Here is a 20895-nt window from a genome sequence, read left to right as displayed (position 1 = left end):
CCTTCCATCCGGAATTCAGAGGGCCTTGAGTTCAAAGCCCGAAGAGGTTCTAACTAATTCTTTCGTAATCACAAACTGTTCGAGCACGTCTTCGTCGCGCTCGCCGGGCAGCAAGCGTACGACGATATGCCCTTCGTCGCGAAGCTTTTCAACCTGTGCTTCAAGGTCGCGAGCAAGCGGTCCGCGCGCCACAACGGCCTGCGGACGGTGCGAAGCGGCCACCTGTAGGCCCGCGAGCGCACGCAGGTACACCGTAAAGCCACAGGCCGGTCGCGAGCGACCGAACGCCAAACCAACACCATCATAGCGCCCGCCTCTCAAAACCGCCTGAGCATAATTCGGTATGTTCACCGAGAACGTTATGCCCGTGAGGTACTGATAGCCGTGCACATCGCAGAAGTCGACGCTTACTTCGTCAGCCCCGCAGATGCTCGCAAGCTCTCGAACTTCCCGCAAAGCAGCCTGAATTTCGGGCTTTTGCGGCAGCTCGCGCTCAAGTATATCGAGAACGGAAACTTCTCCGAAAGTCCGCAGCAAAAGCTGCAAAGCCTGCTGGACTTCCGGATCAAAACCAACGGCGGCTTGCGCAAGTGCAACCGGGTCCTTCATGCGAAGCGCCCGCACCACACCATGCACGCTTTCGTCGGAAATTCGTTCGCCCATCAGGGCGTGCAGAATGGCCATGTGACCGATGTCGATGTGCACCACATCGATGCCGAGTTTTTTCAGAGTACGCACGGCAAGCGACATAATCTCGGCGTCAGCCTCAATGCCGCTGGCGCCGAAGAGTTCGACGCCCGCAACCACAGGTTCTCGGCTTGCCAGAGGATGCATCGGACGCGCGTGCAGACAGCTGCCCGCATAGCACAGGCGGCTCACGCCCTTGCGGCCCAGAATATGCGCGTCAATGCGCGCGCACTGCGGCGTCATGTCGGCGCGGATGCCGATCGTGCGGCCCGTACCCGGATCCATGAACTTGAACGTGCTGTTGTCCAAATCGCTGCCGCTGCCGGTCAAAAGCGAATCAACGTACTCCACCATCGGCGGCTGCACGAGTTCAAAGCCGTGGACCTTAAAGAGATCCAGACACTTACGCCGCATCGACTCAAGCACGCGTGCTTCGCGCGGCAGAATATCCGAGAAATGCTCCGGAATAAGCCAACTGATCATATGCTTTGAGCGCCTGTGCCGCATCGGCCGACCGGGCGGAAAAAGCGCTCCTCCCTCTTTGAAAATCTATTGTTCTTGACGCCTTGGGCTCATCACTTCCAGTAGAGCATGATAAGCCACACGGCCGCCAGGCCACCCGCCACCAGCACCGCGGCGATTCGTACCAGGACGGCATCGGGCAGATCGGCAGCGGTCTTGACGGCCTGCTTCCACTTAGCTGGAGCCACAAGCGGCAGAATTCCTTCGAAAACCGCCATGAAGCATAACGCCAGAACGAGAGTTTTCATGCGCAGTCGGCCCAGATTTTTTTACTTTTCTTTGGAGTTCTTGAGGTAATCGAAGAACTCGCCCGAGCCGTCCAGCACGATCATGTCGGTCGACTTACCGAAACTCTGCTTGTAGGCCTCGATGTTGCGGTAGAACTTCGCGAACTCGGGATTACGGTTGAAGGCTTCGGCATAGACGGCATTGGCCTGTGCGTCGCCCTCACCCTTGATTTCCTGAGCCTGGCGATAGGCTTCCGCCAGAATCACTTCACGTTCGCGATCGGCCTGAGCACGGATTTGTTCGGCCGCGGCAGCACCCTTGCTGCGTTCTTCGCTCGCCACACGCTTGCGTTCGGCTTCCATACGGCGATAAACGGACTCGGAAATTTCAGGCGTAAAGTCGACGCGCTTCAGACGCACGTCCACGATGTCGATACCGATGTCCTGCACACGGGCCTGCAGGCCCTTCTGGATCTCATTCATGGCCTTTTCGCGTTCGCGGGACGTGATTTCGTTGACCGTTCTGCGATTGACGGTCTGGTTGAGCACGTCGCGCAGCAAGGCGGCCACTCGGTCTTCGGCAGCACGTTCATTGCCGATGAAGGACACCCAGTACTTACGCGGATCGGAAATGCGCCAGCGCACGAAACTGTCGATCAAAAGATTCTTCTTTTCGCTCGTCTGGACAAGGTCGGCGTTGGGCGCGTCGAGCGTCAGGATGCGCTTGTCGAGATAAACGATGTTTTGCAGCGGCGCCGGAAGCTTCACGTAGAGGCCCGGTTCGCTCTTGACGTCTCGCAGTTCGCCCAAGGCAAACACGAGCGCGTATTCACGTTCGCCGACCGTATAAAGGCACAGTTGGGCGGCACCCACCGCCACTACGGCAGCGACCAAAAGGGAAGTCAGTTTTTTCATAGTCTTCGTTTCCCCTCAAATCAACGGAGGCGCTCGCGAGACAGAGCACGGGAGGCTTCCGGCTGCGGGGCGGCTTGAGCTGTCGGAGCAGCAGTCACGGCCGAACCGTCTGCCGCACTGTTTTGGGCCTGCGTCTTGGCTGTCGAAGCGCTTTGTTCGAGCAGCTTGTCAAACGGCAGATACAAAAGGTTGCTGGCACCCTTAGATTCAACCAGAACCTTCTTGGTGTTGCTGTAGACGTCGCGCATGGCGTCGATGTAGATACGGTCGCGCGTCACCTGCGGGGCCTTTTCATACTGTTCTAGCACCTTGCTGAAACGCTCCGCATCGCCTCGCGCTGTCTCGACCACGCGGGCCTTGTACGCTTCGGCTTCCTGGTTCAGACGAGAGGCCATACCACGGGCCACCGGTACGACGGCATTGGCATAGGCCTGACCTTCGTTAATTTGACGCTCGCGGTCCTGACCGGCCTTGACTGCATCGTTAAAGGCTGCTTGCACCTGCTGCGGAGGCTGAGCGTTCTGAATGGCCACGCTCATCACCTCAATGCCAGTCTGGTAACGGTCGAGCATGGCCTGCATGGCCACCTGCACGGCAGAGGCGATTTCCTGCTTGCTTTCAAAAAGCACCGAGTCCATGGTCTTGCGGCCGACGACTTCGCGCATGGCCGATTCGGCAGCGTCAAATACGCTGCGGTCCGGATCGCGGCTGCGGAAAAGAAAGTCCTTGGCGGCATGCGGCTTGATGCGGTACTGAACGTTGAACATCACGTCGACGATGTTTTCATCGTCGGTAAGCATCAGCGCTTCCTTAAGACGCTGCGTCGTGCCGCGCATACCGATCTCGGCCTTGCGCACACTCGAAACGTCGACGATTTCGACGTCCTGCACGGGCCAGGGCATGCGCCAGTTAATGCCGGGTGCGCTGTCCTGCGTGTACTTGCCGAATGTCGTCACCACACCGATCTGACCTTCGGGAACGATGTAGATGCCGCTGGCAAGCCAGGCAATAGCAGCCACGCCCACGAGGCCGGCGATGCCGCGCACCGAAAATGACTTCGGATCACGACCGAAGCCGCGGCGTGCACGCGGCGTACGCGGAGGCGGAGGCGCCTGATTGTCGTCGTCACGTTGCCGCGCGGGCTGATCCTCTTGACGAGGCACTTCATCGTCGCGACGAGACTGCCACGAGCCCTGGTTCTGACGATTGCCGCCGGCGTCGCGTCCGCCGCCGAGAATCGAATTAACCATGCGGTTGAAATCGTTCCAAAGCTGATCAAGATCGTTGCCTTCGTTGCGGTTGCCGCGACGATCGTTCATATTGCCGCGATCGTTGCCGCCAGCCTGTCGTTCGGCCTCGTCGCGACCGTTTTCGTCGTCGCGAGGATCGGGATGATTGCGATCCTGATTCTGCTGATTTTCCTGTTCGTCATTGCGGGGCTTGTCAGAGCCCGCAGAACGGCCCCATTGCGGGTCATTGAATGACATGGAAGTATCCCTGTTTCTAGATGGTTCTATCGCATTCTTTTCGCCCGCAAATTCCCCTCGAAAGGGTCGTCGGGCAACTGTTGCAGTTTAGCATTGCGCCTTGAGGCTCCCGAGCGGAAAAAGCGCTTGATTAACCGCTTGTTACCAACGCTCACGAAGCGGATTCGAAAAGCCTTTCGGCACCAGGAAACGACCCGCTTCAGAGCAGCGCTTCGAGTTCCTTGAGAGCCTCATCGTCGCTTTTTGCCGCCGGCCTTTCCTCTTCCCAGAATTCAAGCTCGCGCGGTACGCTCGCATTCTCCTCGTGGACCTTTTGGGCTTCCTGAGCGAGAACGTCGCGCAACAGATCAAGGCCGGCACCGGTTGCCGCACTGATCGTCACGGAGCGCACGGTACCGTCGGCATTGCGCTGCACGGCGGGCTCAAGCCCCGACACATCGCATTTGTTATAGACCACAATTTGGCGGATGTCATCGGCGCCGATCTGCTTGAGAACGGTCGCAACGGAGGCCATCTGCTCTTCGCGCACAGTGCTCGCGGAGTCAACAACATGCAGCAGAATGTCCGCATGCACCGTTTCGTCAAGCGTTGACTTGAAGGCTTCGACGAGCTGATGCGGCAGTCCGCGGATAAAGCCAACGGTGTCGGACAGAACAACGGTTTGCTCGTCGCTCACCCAGCAGCGGCGCGCCGTGGTGTCGAGCGTAGCAAAGAGCTGATCTGCCGCGTAGGCCTTCTCTCGCACCAGTCGATTAAAAAGCGTGGACTTGCCAGCGTTGGTGTAGCCCACGAGACTCACCGTCGGCGTATCGCCCTTCAGGCGGGAACGACGCTGAGTGTCGCGCTGTCGGGAAAGTTTTTTGAGCTGTTCGCGCAGCATCTTGACACGCGCACCAATCATGCGTCGGTCAAGTTCGATCTGCTTTTCGCCGGGGCCGCCCGTCTTGCCGAGACCGCCGCGCTGGCGCTCCAAGTGCGTCCAACCGCGCACCAGACGCGTGGAAAGATGCTCGAGACGGGCAAGCTCGACCTGCAACCGACCTTCCTTACTCTTGGCGCGACGGCGGAAGATTTCGAGAATCAATTCGGTGCGATCGAGAACGGGAAGCTCGGTGATGTTGGCGATATTTCGTTGCTGTGCAGCCGAAAGCGCCGCATCGAAAACGATGCAGTCGGCTCGGGCTCCCTTGGCAAGCATCTTGATTTCTTCGATCTTGCCGCTGCCCAGATAGGTTGCCGGATCGGGCTTATCGCGCCGAGCCTGAATCAGTCCCACGGGTTCGAGATTGTCGGAGCGCACGAGCTCGGTGAGTTCCTCGCCCGCATCGAAATGCCGTTCGCGTCCGACCGCTACCGTCACAAGAAAAGCGCGGGCCGCTTCAGCTTCCCGCGCACTGTCAAATTGAAATTTTGTCAACTCAGTTGAGAGCCTTGCTGGGTTCGGAAATCACGGAAGAACCGTGCCGGTGCTCGGGACAGTCACGGGACGGGTGGGAACCACCGTGCTGATGGCGTGCTTGTATACCATCTGCGTGACCGTATTGCGAAGCAACACCACGTACTGGTCAAACGCCTCGATCTGCCCCTGCAACTTGATGCCGTTGACGAGGTAGATGGAAACCGGAATGTGTTCCTTGCGAATCGCGTTCAGAAAAGGATCCTGAAGAAGCTGTCCTTTGCTTGCCATTTTGTATTCTCCGCCACGTCCCGCGGTAGGCGACGACCTCCCTGTCGAGTAAAGCGCCTCGCAAAGACGTGAAAATTGTTGTTGTGTTCTTATCAGCACAGAGTCAGACGGACGTTGCCGTTCGTCGGACTGAATGGACTGCTGCCAATTCGAAACGATGCGGCTTAGGTAAAAGCTCAAGCCGCCTTCTTAAATCGTAGAGCAGATTGTATCCGCAAGGCGCGGCGTTTTGGCTCAAAATGTGCGCAAAATGTTGCAGTTTTCGAGCTTTTTCGCAAATCACCATCAAAACCGCCCGTAACGAAGCTTATTTCTTCTTTTCGTCCTCGGCATACGGATTGCGGCCGGTCTTGAGTTCCACACGCAGCGGCGTTCCGGCAAGATTGAACGCATCGCGGAAAACCCCTTCGAGATAGCGCTTGTAGCTGTCGCTTACCGCATCGAGGCTGTTGCCGTGAATAACGATCACAGGCGGGTTCATGCCGCCCTGGTGCGCATAGCGCAGCTTCGGACGTGTGCGGCCCACGCGCGGGGGCTGCTGCTGTTCGACGGCGGCCATCATCACACGCGTCAGGCGAGGCGTCGAGAGTTTGGCAAAGCTTGCCGCATGCGCGTCCTTGACGGCCTTCATCAGATGGTTAAGGCCGTTGCGCTTGAGAGCCGAAATGTGGATGAATCGAGCCCAGCGCAGGAAGTGGAACTTACGTTCGATGTCGAGATCCACCATGGAGCGCTTGTAACTGTCGACACCATCCCACTTGTTGACGGCGACCACAAGCGCTCGGCCTGCTTCAAGGGCATAGCCGGCGATCTGAGCGTCGGACGCGGCAATGCCTTCCGTAGCGTCAAGCACCAAGATGCAGACGTTGCAGTCCTCGATAGCCTGCAGGGTCTTCACAACCGAGAACTTTTCAACGGCTTCAAACACGCGTCCCTTGCGGCGCAGACCGGCCGTATCGATCAAGCGGAACGGGATGCCATCGGATTCGAAATCCACCTTGATGGCATCGCGCGTCGTGCCCGGCATGTCGTAGGCGATCAGGCGATCTTCCCCCAGCAGAGCATTGGCAAGCGTCGACTTGCCAACGTTGGGGCGACCGGCCAAGCAAACCTTGATTCGCTTGGGGGCATCGGGATTTTCTTCTTCCTCTTGCTCGGGTTCGTTGAATTCCTCGGGCAGTTCGCTGAGCACCTTCTGCATGAGCGGCAGTACGCCGTGGCCATGCGTGGCCGAGATGCGGATCGGCTCGCCCATGCCGAGCTCGTAAAACTCAGCGGCGTGCTCGGCGGCCAGCCCCTCGCACTTGTTCACCGCGAGATAAACAGGGCGCTGGCAAGTGCGCAGACGCTGCATGATTCGTTCATCGTGCGGCGTCAGACCCGCGCGGGCGTCAGTGACGAAAATCACCACATCGGCTTCGGCAATGGCGGCCTCGGCCTGATCGGCCATTTCGCGCACGATGCCTTCGGACTTGACAGGCTCAAAGCCGCCCGTATCCACCACGATGTAGGGACGGGGGCCCACGCGACCCTGACCGTACTGACGATCTCGGGTCAAGCCCGGGAAATCAGCCACGATCGCATCGCGGCTGCGGGTCAAACGGTTAAAGAGCGTCGACTTGCCAACATTCGGACGCCCGACGAGAGCGACAACAGGAAGCATAGAAATCGGTTCTTGGGGTTACTTGGTAACGGTAATGTAGGAAATCTGACCTTCATCGGTCTGGAAAATGGCGCCATTGCCCAGAGAGATCGGGGGCACTCGCACGGCGCCGTCCACAGACGTGCGGCCGACGAACTTGCCCGTCTTGGGATCCAGGAAGTGCACCACGCCGTCATAGTCGCCGACGGCAATTACTTCGTCCAGAACGGCAACAGCCGAGGGAGAGCGCCACAAAAGGGCGGAATTCTGCCAGACAAGTTCGCCCGTTGCATAGTCGTAGGCGTTGATTTCGCCGCGCGACGTTGTCACATAGACACGGCCGCCGTCGGTCACCGGGCCGCTCACGGCGTCAACCGCGGCGCGCCACAGCGGACGACCATCCTTGGCGCTGATACAGAGAATGCCTCCCTGGAAGGCTGCCGCGCACATCATGTTCTGATCAACGAGCGGAGTGCCGACCACATCGCAGAGGCGTTCCACTTCAGTAATGCCCTTGGGCTGAGCAACGACGATGTCAAAGATCGTCTTGCCCTGACCGTCGAGAGCCAGCAGGCGGCCGTTGCTTTGACCAACCAGGATGCCGGCCGGAGAGAAGCGCATGCTCGACGCAGCACGCACGGTCAGCGCCGGCACCTGGGACTGATAGCGCCAGCGGCGTTCGCCGGAAGCAGCATCAAAAGCCGTGATGCGGGTATCGGCCGTACGCACGATCACAAAGCCCGCACCAACAAGGGGCGGAACGCTCATTTCTGACGAAAGACGCGCACTCCAAAGCTTCTTGCCAGTGGCATCGAACACTTCGACTTCGCCCTTGACGGTACCGACAGCCACAAATTCGCCGTCGCTGCCCACGCCGGCCGAAATTTCCGCATCGGTCTCAACCGCCCATTCTTCTTCACCCGTCTTGGGGTCAAGCTTATAGAGCGTATTGCCGCCGGCCGCATAGAGACCCGACTGGGTCAAAAAGGGCGTCACCAGCCCGGTGACGCTGCTGCCTACCGACTGCGACCAGACACTGTCGGAGTCAACGAGTTGGTTGATGTCTTCAAGTTCGGCCGGTTCGTGCGAAGTGGAGCTGCAGCCGACCAGAGCCAGGCCGCACACGGCCGCAATCGTCAGTGCAACACGTTTGAATTTGTTGTTCACGAGGTCACTCCCGTTTACGAAACGACGCCGCGTCTTAACGGCGGCGCCCTTTCAAAATGTCGATGGATGCTTAGGACTTCTTTTCCGGCAGAGCTTGGATCTTGAGGCTCAGCAGCGCCAGCAGTTCACCCGAAGCGCGGTCGCGTTCAAGGGCGTCTTCCCAGCACTTGCGCGCGCCTTCCACATCGCCCAGCGCGAGCAGCACGTCACCGCGGCGATCCAGCACGAGCGGGGTCTGTGCCTGAGCGGGATCGATGGCGTCAATGACGGCCTTGGCCTTGTTCGCGTCCTTGGCGTCAAGTTCGACGCCGGCCAGGCGCACGCGGGCAACCGTGGCATATTCCGGATGACCGCTTTCGTTGATCACCCAGTTGAGAGCCGTGCGGGCGGCATCAAGATTGCCCGCCTTCTGCTCGACGTTAGCCTTCATGAGGGCGGCGAGCGATGCAAACACATGGCTCGAATATTCCTTCATCAGGCCATCGGAAAGCGAGCGGACGTTTTTTTCGTCCTTTTGCACGTAGGCGTTCTGAAGCTGTACGTACGCCACCGTTGCCTTGCCGCCCTGATAACGCTTATACCAGTGCCAGCCGTTGTAACCGGCAAAAGCCAGACAGATAACGGTGATGCAGCTCAGCGTGAGGTTACCCCACTTATCCCACCAAGCCTTAAGTTGTGCTAGGGACTCTTGTTCTTCTAAATCGTATGCCATAGGTGCAATTACTTTCCGATGTTGCGAGCCGCAAAAAACGGCTCAGAAAACGCATCTGTTCACAAAGCGCCGCCGGTCGGCGAACCGAAAGCAGCGCAAAGTAAAAGATTATTTTAGCGACTTGAAGCGAGGCTTAACTGAAGTCAGGTTCCTTCGCGGCGCCGAAGATCTCCGAGAGCGACTCGAGCGCAATCGTCATCTGTTCGGCAAACTGCTGATTGCCCTGAGCGTCGCGCAGTCGCTTGATGGCGACCTGCCCGGCGTTGACTTCGTTTTCACCGCAGATCACGGCCCACTGAGCCAGAGACTGGTCGGCACGCTTCATGCTCGACTTAAAGGAGGTGCTGCCGGCGTGCACGATCACGCGATGACCGGCATCGCGCAGCTGCTCGCCGATCTGACGCGCCACGAGTTCGGTGTGGCCGCCCTGGTGCGCGACGTAAATGTCGCACGCGGCAACGGGCTTGTCGCCGCCGGCGGCACGCACGAGTTCGATCACGCGCTCGGCACCGATGGCAAAGCCCGCGGCAGGAGTAGCGCGGCCGCCCAGCATTTCAATGAGCGGATCGTAACGGCCGCCGCCGCAAATCGTGCCCTGACTGCCGAGCTGGTCCGTTACCCATTCAAAAACCGTGTGGTTGTAGTAGTCAAGACCACGCACCAAACGAGGATTAATCGTGTAGTCGATGCCAAGCGCCTGCACGCCGGCTTCGAGGCTGCCCAGGAAACGGCGGGAGTCTTCGCCCAAGAAGTCGAGCAGACGCGGGGCGGCTTCCACCATCGCCTGCATGTCGGGGTTTTTGGTATCCAGAATGCGCAGCGGATTGGTTTCCAGACGGCGACGGGCGTCTTCGTCGAGCACGTCGTAGTTGTCCTTCAGATAGGCAACAAGCGCTTCGCGATGACGGGCACGCTCTTCGGTGGCGCCGAGACTGTTGAGCTGCAGGCTGGCCTTGATGCCGAGATTCTTCCACAGACGTGCGGTAAGCGACAGCAGTTCGATGTCAACGTCCGGACCGCCGAAGCCCAGCGCTTCGCAACCGAACTGATAGAACTGGCGGTAGCGGCCGCGCTGCGGACGTTCGTGTCGGAACATCGGACCGAAGTACCACAGACGCTGCGGCGCGTTGTAGGTGATGTTGTGTTCAATGGCGCAGCGGCAAACAGCGCTCGTGCATTCTGGACGAAGCGTAAGCTGTTCGCCGTTCATCGAATCGGTAAAGGAGTACATCTCCTTTTCAACGATGTCGGTGGCTTCACCCACGCCACGGGCAAAGAGCCCCGTGGCTTCGAGAATGGGCGTACGAATCTGACGATAGCCGTAGCTTGCCGCCACACAACGGGCCGTATCCTCAAACTTTTCCCAGATCCCAGCCTCTTCGGGCAGCATGTCGTTCATGCCCTTGATGCCGGTAATTTTGATTTTTGCCATTGTTCTTTCCTTGTTCTTATCCGTTGTTTGATACACGCTTTGGTCTTGAGCAGAGCCTTATCTGTTTCCGTTTGTCAAAAAACATCAAATCTACCGCACGCTTTCTGACACTTATTCGCTCTGAGCACTCACGGATTTCTCTATGAGGCCAGTCGGGCGCCCAACGGTACTTTCGATTCCAGCGGCGCCTTTTCTTTCAGCACTTCACTTTCATCCTCGGCTAGGTTTGTCGACTCGACCCTTCGGGCTTATCGCGACATGACCGTTGCCGGCCTTGCCGCCTCTGTCTTCTTCCTCATCTCCGGGCTCCCTGTGAGTGCCTCAGCGGTTTTTTAAATTCTTTCGGCTCTCCTTTTGTTGAGCTTGTTGTTCGAATTTTGTCGCACCGAATGGTACTTGGCGACACTCCATAGTGTCTAGCAACGATCCCGATGGAATACAGCGTCATGATTGCCTCCGCTGTCATTGCGCAAGCTCGTCTTTTTCTAAGTTTTACGTTGCTGCAAGATCCGTTATGGGAGATTCAGTCGCTTTTTCGTCAACTAGCAGAACCCCAGCGCTCGGCCACGTATGCATCGATCATGGCCTTGAATTCGTTCATGATGTCGTCGCCTTTCAAAGAGGCTTTTTTGACACCGTCGCAATAGACGGGCGCCACGGGCGACTCTCCACGCCCTGGCAGACTGATGCCGATGTCAGCGTTGCCGCTTTCCCCGGGGCCATTGACAACGCAGCCCATCACGGCCACCGTCATCGATTCAAACCCCGGAGCCGTGCGGCGCCATTCGGGCGTTCTCTCGCGCAGGAATTCCTGCGTCTGCGCCGCAAGCTTCTGGAAAAGATCGCTCGACGTTCTGCCGCAGCCCGGGCATGAAACCACCAAAGGCGAAAAATGTCGCAGCCCCATGCTCTGCAACAATTCCTGGGCCACGTATACCTCTTCTTCCCTCGCCTTTCCGGGAGCTGGCGTAATCGAGATGCGAATCGTGTCACCGATGCCTTCGCTCAGAAGCACCGAGAGCGCTGCGGAACTCGCAACAACACCCTTGGTACCGCCGCCCGCTTCCGTCAGGCCCAGATGCAGCGCCCAGGGCGCGAGCGCCGAGAGCGACCGACAAACGGACACCAGATCCTGCACGTCGCTCACTTTGGTCGAAAGCACGATGCGATCGGCGGGCAGGCCCAGTTCCACTGCCTTGAGAGCACTCTGATGCGCACTCTTCACAATTGCATCAAGCGTGACGGCGCGCACGGTACGCGGCTGAGCGGACGCGCGGTTGGCTTCCATCAGCTGCGAGAGCAGTTCCTTATCGAGAGAACCGCCGTTGACGCCGATGCGCACGGCCTTTCCGTTGTCGGCCGCGATATGGATCATCGTTGCGAAATTATCGTCGTGCTTGGCGCCCTTGCCGACGTTGCCCGGATTGATGCGGTACTTGGAAAGCGCCGCTGCGCAGGCCGGATAATCCGTCAGAAGCTTGTGCCCGTTGTAGTGAAAGTCGCCCACGAGCGGCACGAAAAAGCCCTCGGCATCAAGCTGCGCACGAATTTCGGGAACTGCCGAAGCCGCCTGAGGCGTATTGACCGTCACGCGCACGAGTTCGCTGCCTGCGCGCGAAAGAGCCTTAACCTGAGCCACGGTCGCCGCCACGTCTTCGGTTGCGGTATTCGTCATCGACTGCACCACAACCGGCGCGCCGCCGCCCACCGTCACGGTGACGTGGCCGTTTTGAATCTTGACGGCATGCGTCTTGCGTCTGGGGTGCCAAACGGCGTCAGAACTTTTGTCCGGGTACACGGGAATCGTCTTGTCGGACATCTTGGAAATCCTTTGTTGAAAGACTCGTGCCTCAGGCGCGGTCTTTTTGCTGCTCGGGCAGGATGCCGAAAGCTCGCTTTTGTTCAAGCAGACGTTCGGCGCGGCGCGTTCTGTCCTTGACTTCGCCTGCCAACTGACCGCAGGCGGCGTCAATGTCGTCGCCGCGGGTCTTGCGAATCGTCGTGACGATACCCGCGTCGTTGAGAATCTTTGCAAAGGCAAGCACCGTTTCGCGCTCGGGACGCTTAAGGTCGGAATCCGGGAACGGATTGAACGTGATCAGGTTGAACTTGCAGGGTACGGTACGCACAAGTTCGATCAGTTCGCGGGCGTGCTTGGGCTGATCGTTGATGCCGCCGAGCATCAGATACTCGAACGTAATAAAGTCGCGCGGAGCCACCTTGAGGTAGCGGCGACACGCGGCCATCAGGTCTTCGAGCGGATGCTTCTTGTTGACCGGCATGATCATGTCGCGCAGCGCATCGTCGGGCGCATGCAGACTCACGGCAAGTGCCACGGGCACTTCAGCGCCGAGCTTGTCGATTTGGTTCACAAGACCCGAGGTCGACACCGTCACGCGGCGACGCGAAAGGCCGTAGCCGTTGTCGTCAAGAAAGAGCCGCAGAGCAGGGATCACGTTTGAAAGATTCTGCAGCGGCTCGCCCATGCCCATGAGCACGACGTTGCTGATGATGCGGTCGTTGGGATCGGTGACGCCGGCTTCCGCGCGCAACGTGCGCTCGGCATGCCAGAGCTGGCCTACGATCTCGGCGGTGGTGAGGTTGCGATTGAACCCCTGCTTGCCGGTCGAGCAAAAGAGGCAACCCATTGCGCAGCCTGCCTGAGTGGAAATGCACAGCGTTCCGCGGTCGTCTTCAGGGATGAACACCGCCTCCACTGCGTTGCCGTTGCCCACATCAAAGAGCCACTTGCGGGTACCGTCGGCCGAATGCTTGACGGTAATGACAGGAGGCGCTTTGATGTAGGCCAAGTCATGCAACTTGGCCCGAAAGCTCTTGGCCAGATTGCTCATTGCATCAAAGTCGTCCTCGCAGTGCCGATGCATCCAGCGGGCAAGCTGAATGGCACGATAGGGCTTTTCTCCGAGTTCGGCGCACCACGCCTTGATCCCCTCAACATCAAAGTTGAGCAGATTCACGCGTTCGGTCGCCTGGCTTTGATTTTCTTGCATAGTGTCAATCCGGCCTTGCGTTGAGCTTCTGATTAACGCGAGCAGATAGCGAGCGTCGGGAAGAAGTAAGCCACTTCAACGGCGGCCGTTTCGGGAGCGTCGGAGCCATGAACGGCGTTGGCGTCGATGCTTTCGGCAAAATCGGCGCGGATCGTACCCTTTTCAGCCTTCTTCGGGTCGGTGGCGCCCATCAGCTGACGGTTCTTGGCGATGGCGTCTTCGCCTTCGAGAACCTGGATCATCACGGGGCCGGAGGTCATGAAGTTGACGAGGTCGTTGAAGAAGGGACGTTCCTTGTGAACGGCGTAGAAGCCTTCGGCTTCGGCGCGGGAGAGCTGACGCATCTGAGCGGCGACGATCTTGAGGCCGGCGTTTTCGAAACGGGTGTAGATCTGGCCGATCACGTTCTTGGCGACGGCATCGGGCTTAATGATGGAAAGAGTGCGCTGAATAGCCATTTGTTTCTCTTGATATGAAAAAAAGTAAAGAAAGAGTCCGCCGTTGCAGCAGACCCGCATTCGAAAGAGACGCCGTCCGAAGGTGTACTCACCGCCTGAAAACGGGCCTCGAAAATTCAACGCGCGATTTTACCATGCACGGCACCGCTCCTTGCGGCCCGCAAGCGGCGCGGTTGCACATTTTTTCGATTTTCCGGATGCCGCAGCTTGTCGTCCCGTCTCGTTTCATTTCGAGTCATCAGACCATAGTGAAAGCGTCGAGATTTTCGCTTCGAATAGCATCCGGATAAGCTCAGTTTCGGCACTGTGCTTTTATTCGGTTCATAACTTTCTCTTAGACCGATTCACTTACTCAAGCAACTCTGAATCAATTCTTTTCGCTTTTTTTAGCAATTTAGTAACAAAATAGCGCACAAAATGCAACGGTCTTGTATACTCAGCGGCGATCTAAATTAAAAAGAGACGTGTTTAGATCAAATTTTCTTATTGCTTAAACCCAGGAACGAACAATGGATAACGATTTCAAGACCATCTACGACAACCTGCGCGCCGAGCAGGAGGCATTGAATGCCAAAATGCAGTCCGCCAGAGGCGATGCCATCAAGCATGTTCAGGAAGTGATCGATGCCTTTCACCTTCTGCGCAGCGAACTGAAGTTCGAAGACGATCATCAGGCCAAGTCCCCCGCCGAAAAGCGCCGCGGTCCGGCCTCCATCAAATACCGCACGCCCAACGGCATTGAATGGACGGGCAAGGGCAACATGAAGCGCGAATTCCGTGACTACCTTCTTTCTCAAGGCCTCACGCCGGAAGATAAGGACCTCTTCCTGACGCCGCAATTCATGAAGTAATCGCTTTCGAGATTTCGGATCGACGAGCCTCCTTCGGGAGGCTTTTTTGTTAATACAAAAAAAGGATCTCAAAACCGCGTTCCGAAATCCTCTTTTTTGTTTGAACATAATCACAGCGGCATTTCGACTTCAATTTGATTTCTGCTTCCAGCTAGTCGCCGACATTCGAAATCATTTCGAAAAAATCGCCATACCAATGTTTAATTTGCGCCGACTCAAGGCGGCTAAGGCCTGAACGAAAACAGATGGATTCGTTTATTTCAGGCACTTTCACCGCATCAGGCCAAGTCAGGATCTTCACCGGGCTCGAGCACGGCGATGCTTTCGACGTGTGCAGTGTGCGGGAACATGTTCATCACGCCCGCGGCACGAACGTGCCAGCCGCCTTCGTGCTTAAGAATGGCGCAGTCGCGCGCCAGCGTTGCCGGATTGCAGGAAACGTACACCACGCGCGACGGACGCTTTTTCGTGGCCGCCAATGTCTGAGCGAGCGCCTGAGCACCTTCGCGCGGCGGATCGATGAGCACGCGATCGATTCCTCCCATCTTCTCCCACAAAGCGTCCCAGTCTTGCGTCGACCAGGTAAAGAGATTGCGGGCAACAAAATTCGTCTTCTGAGCCAAACCGTTGGCGGCAGCGCCGGCGCGAGCGCGCTCCACCAGCGCTTCGCTGCCTTCGATGCCGGTCACGTATTCGGAGCAGCGTGCCAAAGGCAAGGTGAAGTTGCCCAAACCGCAAAAGAAGTCGGCAACGTGATGTTCGGGCTTAACATCGAGCAGATCAATGGCACGGCTGACCATTTCGCGGTTGACGCGGTGATTGACTTGCGTGAAGTCCGTAGGCTTGAAGCTGATGGCCAAATCGAACGCTTCGAGCTTGAGCTTAAGGCGGTCTCGCGCTTGCGGATGCATCGGATAAGCGGAGTCGGGGCCCTTGGGCTGCAGCCAGATGTCGACGTTCTGAGCTTGAGCAAATGCTTCGATCTTGGCCGTGTCTTCGTCGGTGAGCGGCTCGAGAATGCGAAGCACGAGCGCGGTATGGCCGTCGCCGTCCACAGCCACTTCAATCTGGGGAAGGCGTTCGGCAATGGTAAGACTGCCCACCAGTTCGCGCATGGCAGGAAGCATGTCGGAGACCTTCTGCGGCAGGATGCGGCACTCGGTCATGTCGGCGACGTAGCTTGAGCTCTTTTCGTGAAAGCCCACCAGGATCCCGCCCTTTTTGGCAACGTTGCGCACCGTGAGACGGGCGCGGTGACGATAGCCCCAAAATTCGCCCACGATGGGAGGAAGAATGCTTTCGGGCGTCACCTTGCCGATGTGCCACAGCGCGTCGGTCAGAACGGTCTGCTTGAAGTCGACCTGGGCGCGGGCATCGAGATGCTGCATCACACATCCGCCGCATGTACCCGGTCCGATGCCGAAGTTAGGACAGGCCGGTTCGACACGCAGTTCGGATGCCGTGAGGATCTCCTTGACAATGCCGATCTCATAGCTCGGCTTGTTGCGGATCTGCTCGTATGTGACAGTTTCGCCCGGCAAAGCGCCTTGAATGAACACGACCTTGCCGTCGCGCCTGGCAACGCCTCTGCCTTCGGCATCAAGTTTTTCCACCTGTGCTTCGAACACGGGACGAATTTTTTCCTTGCGGGGACTCATTTTTGGGGTTTCCTTCTGTGTGGAGTCTCAAATTAAGAAGAATCGCCCCGCACAACGAAAGTGACGGGGCGACGAAAGATTCTGTTTCGATCCGATTATTTCTTCTGCAAGTAAAGCATCGGATTGAGAGGCTGTCCGCCCTGACGCAGCTCGAATCGCAGTTTTTCAACACCCGAACTGCTTTCGCCCACTTCAGCGATCTTCTGTCCGGCGCGCACGCTTTCATTCAAACGGACCATGACCTTGCTCAGATTGCCGTAGACAGTCACAACGGGAGCCGTGGGCTTGCCCGGCAGGCGGATATTGTGGCGCACCAACACAAACTGGCCGTATCCGTCATTGTTGTTGCCGATGTAGTGCACGGTACCGTCGAGCACAGCCATCACGGGAGAACCCTTGTCGGCACCGATGTCGATGCCGAGCGTACCCGTATGGTTGAAGTCGGCGATCACTTCGCCGTCCACCGGCCAGCGGATTTCGATGTCGCCGCGGGCGGCGGCTTCACGCTGCTGCTCCTGTTCGGCTATCTTGCGTTCGGCAGCCTGCTGAGGCGTTTCCGGGCGCTTGGCCGTCTCAACGGTCGGTTCGGTCGGAATGGCCTGACCTTCGGTCACCGTCGCGGCGGGAGCAGCCGACTGGCTGCCGTCGTCGCGCTCCACGGGAATCTGCAGTTCACGACCGAGCGAGAGCTGGGTGGGGTCCTGCACATCATTTAAAAGCATCAATTCGCGGGGATTGACGCCGTAACGCATGCTGATGTTGTAGATCGTGTCGCCCTGCACCACCACATGCGTGCGACCGCTTGCCTGCGGCGTCGGTTCAGTCGTCAGATGACGCGGCTGAAAGGTTCCTTCCGAGGGAACGGGAACCGCGTGAGCTTCAGTGCCTTCCACCGGAACGGAAACTTCGGGAGGCGTCGTGCTGCGATCTTCGATCGGCGCCAACACGTCAACGGACGAACAACCGGCCAAAAACACCAAGCCGCAAAGGGCGGCCAAACCACGCATGCGCATTGTTCTTTGCTCCTCACTTACCGTCGCTCTTCGCCTTCGAGACTCACCGACGGCCTTCTATCCTTTTGTTTTACCCGCACCGCTTTCGTCTTTTACGCTGCCGAAAAAGGCGCGCTTCGGGCAAAAGCCGCTTAATTTCCTGATTCTAACGATAAGCTTCGACAAAAGACGGCAAGATCGCGTTTTTTAGATTTCTTTTACAGATTATCTTCTACAAGCGCACGCGCCTCGTCGATCTGCTTGTGGCTCGTGAGGTCGATCTGAAGCGGCGTCACGGACACAAACCCGTGCTGTGTGGCCCAGAAATCGGTGCCTTCGCTTGCGTCGCGAGGCTTGCCGGCGGCGCCCAGCCAATAGATCGGCATGCCTCGGGGATTGATCTCGTCAATCATGCGCTCGGCATTGTGGCGACGCCCCAAACGCGTCGTGCGAATGCCCTGCATGGCGTGAAGCGGCAAATTAGGCATATTGACATTGAGCAAAATCGGTCCGGCGGGATCCTTTTCCCGGCGGGCAAGGAAACGCTCGACGATTTTTCCTGCCATGGCCGCAGCCGACGGCAGTTCCGCCCAGCCCTTGTCGATCTGGCTGAACGCAATGGAGTCGATGCCGAAGATATATCCTTCGATTGCGGCAGCCACCGTACCTGAATACATCGTATCGTCGCCCATGTTGGCGCCGCAGTTGATGCCAGACACAACCAGATCGGGACGGTCGTCGAGAAGCCCCGTCAAGGCCAGATGCACGCAGTCCGAGGGCGTTCCGCTCACCACGAAGACATCTTCGGAAGCGTTGGTTACCGTAAGCGGTTTATTGAGCGTGAGCGCATTGCTCGAGCCGCTGTGGTTATGCTCGGGCGCTACGATGGAAACGCGGCCGAATCGGCGCATTTCGTTGGCAAGCGCATTGATGCCGGGCGCCATGTAGCCGTCGTCATTGCTGATGAGAATATGCATGCGTCAAACCGTCCTTTCGGTGGGCTCTTTTGGGAATGCGGCATTGTACTGAGAATCGCGCCCAAGCTGTGCGTCGCGCATTCAGTTAAGAGTCTTGCCGCTCGATTCGGGCACCGGCAGCACTTCAATGCCTTCTTCGATAAGTTCCTGAGCTTGCCGAAGCGAACATTTTCCTTTGACAAGACGCCGTTTCGATTCGCCGCGCTTCATCCGGCGCGACTCTTCGGCAAAGTTTTCGCCGACGTCCTCGGCCTTCTCGGCAGCCTTGCGGATTTCGGTCATCAGCGCTTCGCGCGCCGCTTCAACCTTGCTGCGCAATTCCTCCCGCGTCTTGGCATCCGTTTTGGCTGCGGCAAGCCTTGAAGCGCTCGGCAATTTCTTCACGTCGGCCGTATCGCACACAGGACAGCGCAAAAGACCGTCGGCAAGCTGACTTTGCATGTCCTCGAGCGATGCAAAGCAACCTTCGAACTTGTGTCCGTTGCAACAGCAAAAGTCGAAATACTTAAGCGGCATAGGCCTCAGTGCGGTTTCGGTTGAGCAGTTTGGTCCGCAGGGCACTCCGTGTGGACATGTTCGTGCACGGCGCTTGCTTCGGTCAGGCGATGCGTCTCCTCGTGCAAAGGCTGCAGAATCAAATAGGAGACAGCAACACCGGCCAAAACTGCAGCCAGCACTCCCACAGGCAATTTTGCCTCTTCCGCATCGTTGAGGTGCATCAGCTCGGGCAGCAAAATGGCAAGCACCACAAAGATGAAGCTAGCCGCCGACACGAGCATGGCGTAACCGATGAGCCAGCTCAAAACAGAGAGAACTGCCCAACCAGCGATGCCGCCCAGTACGCAGGCCAGCGACGCGATAAAGACGTAAAGGGCCGCGCGTCGTTTTTCAATTCCCGCATGCATCAGAATCACGATCTGACCGATGACCTGCGGCAATTCGTGCGCCATAACGGCACCGGCCACAATCCAACCGCTCACGGCATCAATTGAAAAAGCTGCCGCCACCAGCACGCCGTCAACGAAACTGTGGCAGGCCGTACCGGCCAGCAACACAGGTGCCTGCGCGCCGTTGGAACGGCAGCAGGCGTCGCGCACCACGCGGCTGCCGCCCCCTAAAAGCACCGGGACAGGACGCACTTTGACGTTGCCGTGCGTATGACCGCCGAGACCGGCAAACAGGCACTCGAGAAGCAAAAAGAAAATGAAGGCTCCAAGCAACACGCCGCCCGCAAGATGCGCGTCAATGCCCGACTCCACCGCCTCCGGAATCAGATGCGTACAGGCAATCGTCAACAAAAGCCCCGCCGCAAAGGCCGCAACAAGATTGCCGCAACGCGAAAAGATGCGAAACGACAAAACGGCGGCAAGCCCCACGGCCAGCACACGGCTCAACAGATTGGCAAGAACAATAAAAAAAAGCGTGGTCATCGGGAGGCGTTATGCCCGCAAGAGGCCTCGATCGTAGAAAAACGTTTCCAAGACGTTACCGAAGTTGTCAGTCAATTTGACCTGCGCAGCGAACGGCCGATCGGCTCGCCGCGGTCCAAGGTGCTGAATTTTAACCAAAGATTTCCCACAGCTTTCCCTGGTACGCCCAGATACATCTTGTTGCGTTCAGCCCTAAAAAGTTTCAGCAACTTTCCGGTCACTCCCGTAAAGTTCAGTTCAAGGTCAATGGCAAGCGATTCCCGTTGGTTTTGACCTGTCTCCTTTGGTTTGATTTGTTGTTTCGGCGGAAGAGCATTTCTTGCTTTTCCGCCTTTTTTTTCTTGGCTTTTCCTAAGCCAGAACTCAGACCGTCCGATTACAATTCTCGCCACGTTTCAACCCTATATTCGAAAGGTTTTAACCAATGAATCACGGAATCAAAGCACTCGCTCTGGCCGCCGCCCTGAGCACCGTTCTCGCAGGTTGCTCTTCGACCACGACGACCAAGGCCGAGCCGGTTGTTCTTGAAAACACCAACTGGATGCTGCCTCTGCCCGAAAAGTCCGAATGCGACACGCCTCCCGTTCTGGAATTTCTTTCCGGCAACCGCCTCGCGGGCGACCTCGGCTGCAATCGCGCCTCGGGGTCGTTTCAATTTGACGGCCACAACATTCTGTTTGACAAGGTTGCGACCACCCGCCGTATGTGCGGCCCGGAATTCATGAAGCTCGAAGACCAGATGCTCACGATTCTGCGCGATGCCCGTACCGTGGAAATGACCGAAAAGGGGCTCACATTCTTTGACGCCGACGGCAAGGAAATCCAGACTCTGGTTCCCGAAGTCGCCGGCGCCTGCTACTAATCTGTAGCTGTTCGTCGCCATCAGGCCGCAAGCGCTTTCGTAGCGCCTGCGGCTTTTTTGCAACCAAAACTCGCCATCACTTTTGTGAATAATGGTTAAGATTGCGTTTACGACATTCTTTTGAATTCATAGAAATTCGGCGCGGAAACCCCTGCATTCATGCAGGTGAGGAAGCGCC

General features: G+C 57.7%; 21 protein-coding genes. 2 read left to right on the top strand and 19 right to left on the bottom strand.

Annotation, left to right across the window (positions count from 1 at the left end; translation table 11 throughout):
• Positions 1-15 precede the first annotated feature (15 nt).
• From DW133_RS03315 to ndk, 13 genes are all read right to left on the bottom strand, one after another.
• On the bottom strand, positions 16-1170 hold the full coding sequence (locus DW133_RS03315; RefSeq protein WP_158571101.1) for an ATP phosphoribosyltransferase regulatory subunit: 1155 nt from the start codon (positions 1168-1170) through the stop codon (positions 16-18).
• Positions 1171-1262: 92 nt separating this feature from the next.
• Positions 1263-1457, bottom strand: coding sequence for a DUF2065 family protein (locus tag DW133_RS03310; protein WP_118275234.1), 195 nt, complete (start codon positions 1455-1457; stop codon positions 1263-1265).
• A gap of 21 nt (positions 1458-1478) precedes the next feature.
• Positions 1479-2351, bottom strand: coding sequence for a protease modulator HflC (gene hflC, locus DW133_RS03305; protein WP_118275233.1), 873 nt, complete (start codon positions 2349-2351; stop codon positions 1479-1481).
• 20 nt (positions 2352-2371) lie between these two features.
• Positions 2372-3838 carry an FtsH protease activity modulator HflK gene (gene hflK, locus DW133_RS03300; RefSeq protein WP_118275232.1) on the bottom strand — a complete coding sequence of 489 codons (1467 nt, stop codon included), beginning with the start codon at positions 3836-3838 and terminating at the stop codon, positions 2372-2374.
• 199 nt (positions 3839-4037) lie between these two features.
• On the bottom strand, positions 4038-5255 hold the full coding sequence (gene hflX, locus DW133_RS03295; RefSeq protein ID WP_233542097.1) for a GTPase HflX: 1218 nt from the start codon (positions 5253-5255) through the stop codon (positions 4038-4040).
• Positions 5256-5285: 30 nt separating this feature from the next.
• Positions 5286-5525, bottom strand: a complete 240-nt coding sequence (hfq, locus tag DW133_RS03290; protein WP_118275231.1) for an RNA chaperone Hfq — start codon at positions 5523-5525, stop codon at positions 5286-5288.
• Between the two features lie 307 nt (positions 5526-5832).
• Positions 5833-7188 carry a ribosome biogenesis GTPase Der gene (gene der, locus DW133_RS03285; RefSeq protein WP_118275230.1) on the bottom strand — a complete coding sequence of 452 codons (1356 nt, stop codon included), beginning with the start codon at positions 7186-7188 and terminating at the stop codon, positions 5833-5835.
• Between the two features lie 18 nt (positions 7189-7206).
• Entirely contained in the window at positions 7207-8334 is a 1128-nt protein-coding gene (gene bamB, locus DW133_RS03280) for an outer membrane protein assembly factor BamB (RefSeq protein WP_118275229.1), read from the bottom strand.
• A gap of 70 nt (positions 8335-8404) precedes the next feature.
• Positions 8405-9046 (bottom strand): tetratricopeptide repeat protein, encoded by a 642-nt coding sequence (locus tag DW133_RS03275; protein WP_118275228.1) that lies wholly within the window; start codon positions 9044-9046, stop codon positions 8405-8407.
• A gap of 133 nt (positions 9047-9179) precedes the next feature.
• Positions 9180-10478 carry a histidine--tRNA ligase gene (gene hisS / locus DW133_RS03270; RefSeq protein WP_118275227.1) on the bottom strand — a complete coding sequence of 433 codons (1299 nt, stop codon included), beginning with the start codon at positions 10476-10478 and terminating at the stop codon, positions 9180-9182.
• A 538-nt stretch (positions 10479-11016) separates the two neighbouring features.
• Positions 11017-12297, bottom strand: coding sequence for a flavodoxin-dependent (E)-4-hydroxy-3-methylbut-2-enyl-diphosphate synthase (gene ispG / locus DW133_RS03265; RefSeq protein ID WP_118275226.1), 1281 nt, complete (start codon positions 12295-12297; stop codon positions 11017-11019).
• 31 nt (positions 12298-12328) lie between these two features.
• Positions 12329-13489, bottom strand: a complete 1161-nt coding sequence (rlmN, locus tag DW133_RS03260; protein WP_118275225.1) for a 23S rRNA (adenine(2503)-C(2))-methyltransferase RlmN — start codon at positions 13487-13489, stop codon at positions 12329-12331.
• A 32-nt stretch (positions 13490-13521) separates the two neighbouring features.
• Entirely contained in the window at positions 13522-13947 is a 426-nt protein-coding gene (gene ndk, locus DW133_RS03255) for a nucleoside-diphosphate kinase (protein WP_118275426.1), read from the bottom strand.
• Positions 13948-14456: 509 nt separating this feature from the next.
• Here ndk and DW133_RS03250 point away from each other — a divergent pair.
• On the top strand, positions 14457-14798 hold the full coding sequence (locus DW133_RS03250; RefSeq protein ID WP_118275224.1) for an H-NS family nucleoid-associated regulatory protein: 342 nt from the start codon (positions 14457-14459) through the stop codon (positions 14796-14798).
• Between the two features lie 278 nt (positions 14799-15076).
• On the opposite strand, the gene rlmD is transcribed toward DW133_RS03250, so the two are convergent.
• From rlmD to DW133_RS03215, 6 genes are all read right to left on the bottom strand, one after another.
• Positions 15077-16456, bottom strand: coding sequence for a 23S rRNA (uracil(1939)-C(5))-methyltransferase RlmD (gene rlmD / locus DW133_RS03240; RefSeq protein ID WP_118275222.1), 1380 nt, complete (start codon positions 16454-16456; stop codon positions 15077-15079).
• 95 nt (positions 16457-16551) lie between these two features.
• Complete coding sequence (locus DW133_RS03235) at positions 16552-17469, bottom strand: M23 family metallopeptidase (RefSeq protein ID WP_118275221.1); 918 nt, start codon at positions 17467-17469, stop codon at positions 16552-16554.
• 197 nt (positions 17470-17666) lie between these two features.
• Entirely contained in the window at positions 17667-18425 is a 759-nt protein-coding gene (gene surE / locus DW133_RS03230; protein ID WP_118275220.1) for a 5'/3'-nucleotidase SurE, read from the bottom strand.
• An 81-nt stretch (positions 18426-18506) separates the two neighbouring features.
• On the bottom strand, positions 18507-18941 hold the full coding sequence (locus tag DW133_RS03225; protein WP_118275219.1) for a DUF1178 family protein: 435 nt from the start codon (positions 18939-18941) through the stop codon (positions 18507-18509).
• Positions 18942-18946: 5 nt separating this feature from the next.
• Positions 18947-19855 (bottom strand): ZIP family metal transporter, encoded by a 909-nt coding sequence (locus DW133_RS03220; RefSeq protein WP_118275218.1) that lies wholly within the window; start codon positions 19853-19855, stop codon positions 18947-18949.
• Between the two features lie 71 nt (positions 19856-19926).
• Entirely contained in the window at positions 19927-20247 is a 321-nt protein-coding gene (locus DW133_RS03215) for a hypothetical protein (RefSeq protein WP_118275217.1), read from the bottom strand.
• Positions 20248-20279: 32 nt separating this feature from the next.
• On the opposite strand from DW133_RS03215, the gene DW133_RS03210 reads away from it, so the two are divergent.
• Positions 20280-20717: an META domain-containing protein gene (locus DW133_RS03210; protein ID WP_118275216.1), complete on the top strand. Its 438-nt coding sequence runs from the start codon at positions 20280-20282 to the stop codon at positions 20715-20717.
• Positions 20718-20895 lie beyond the last annotated feature (178 nt).

Origin of the sequence: Sutterella sp. AM11-39 (assembly GCF_003472385.1) — a bacterium.
GTDB lineage: Bacteria > Pseudomonadota > Gammaproteobacteria > Burkholderiales > Burkholderiaceae_F > Duodenibacillus > Duodenibacillus intestinigallinarum.
The sequence above is the reverse complement of the archived record's forward strand: the minus strand, read 5'-3'. Positions and strand labels throughout refer to the sequence as shown.

Coding starts and splice junctions, on each gene's coding strand:
- hflK (WP_118275232.1), bottom strand. CDS start 3,838: ATGTCATTCAATGACCCGCAATGGGGCCGTTCTGCGGGCTCTGACAAG.
- surE (WP_118275220.1), bottom strand. CDS start 18,425: ATGCATATTCTCATCAGCAATGACGACGGCTACATGGCGCCCGGCATC.
- rlmD (WP_118275222.1), bottom strand. CDS start 16,456: ATGAGTCCCCGCAAGGAAAAAATTCGTCCCGTGTTCGAAGCACAGGTG.
- hisS (WP_118275227.1), bottom strand. CDS start 10,478: ATGGCAAAAATCAAAATTACCGGCATCAAGGGCATGAACGACATGCTG.
- der (WP_118275230.1), bottom strand. CDS start 7,188: ATGCTTCCTGTTGTCGCTCTCGTCGGGCGTCCGAATGTTGGCAAGTCG.
- DW133_RS03220 (WP_118275218.1), bottom strand. CDS start 19,855: ATGACCACGCTTTTTTTTATTGTTCTTGCCAATCTGTTGAGCCGTGTG.
- hfq (WP_118275231.1), bottom strand. CDS start 5,525: ATGGCAAGCAAAGGACAGCTTCTTCAGGATCCTTTTCTGAACGCGATT.
- DW133_RS03210 (WP_118275216.1), top strand. CDS start 20,280: ATGAATCACGGAATCAAAGCACTCGCTCTGGCCGCCGCCCTGAGCACC.
- hflC (WP_118275233.1), bottom strand. CDS start 2,351: ATGAAAAAACTGACTTCCCTTTTGGTCGCTGCCGTAGTGGCGGTGGGT.
- rlmN (WP_118275225.1), bottom strand. CDS start 13,489: ATGCAAGAAAATCAAAGCCAGGCGACCGAACGCGTGAATCTGCTCAAC.
- DW133_RS03225 (WP_118275219.1), bottom strand. CDS start 18,941: ATGCCGCTTAAGTATTTCGACTTTTGCTGTTGCAACGGACACAAGTTC.
- DW133_RS03235 (WP_118275221.1), bottom strand. CDS start 17,469: ATGCGCATGCGTGGTTTGGCCGCCCTTTGCGGCTTGGTGTTTTTGGCC.
- ndk (WP_118275426.1), bottom strand. CDS start 13,947: ATGGCTATTCAGCGCACTCTTTCCATCATTAAGCCCGATGCCGTCGCC.
- DW133_RS03310 (WP_118275234.1), bottom strand. CDS start 1,457: ATGAAAACTCTCGTTCTGGCGTTATGCTTCATGGCGGTTTTCGAAGGA.
- DW133_RS03315 (WP_158571101.1), bottom strand. CDS start 1,170: ATGATCAGTTGGCTTATTCCGGAGCATTTCTCGGATATTCTGCCGCGC.
- ispG (WP_118275226.1), bottom strand. CDS start 12,297: ATGTCCGACAAGACGATTCCCGTGTACCCGGACAAAAGTTCTGACGCC.
- DW133_RS03250 (WP_118275224.1), top strand. CDS start 14,457: ATGGATAACGATTTCAAGACCATCTACGACAACCTGCGCGCCGAGCAG.
- DW133_RS03275 (WP_118275228.1), bottom strand. CDS start 9,046: ATGGCATACGATTTAGAAGAACAAGAGTCCCTAGCACAACTTAAGGCT.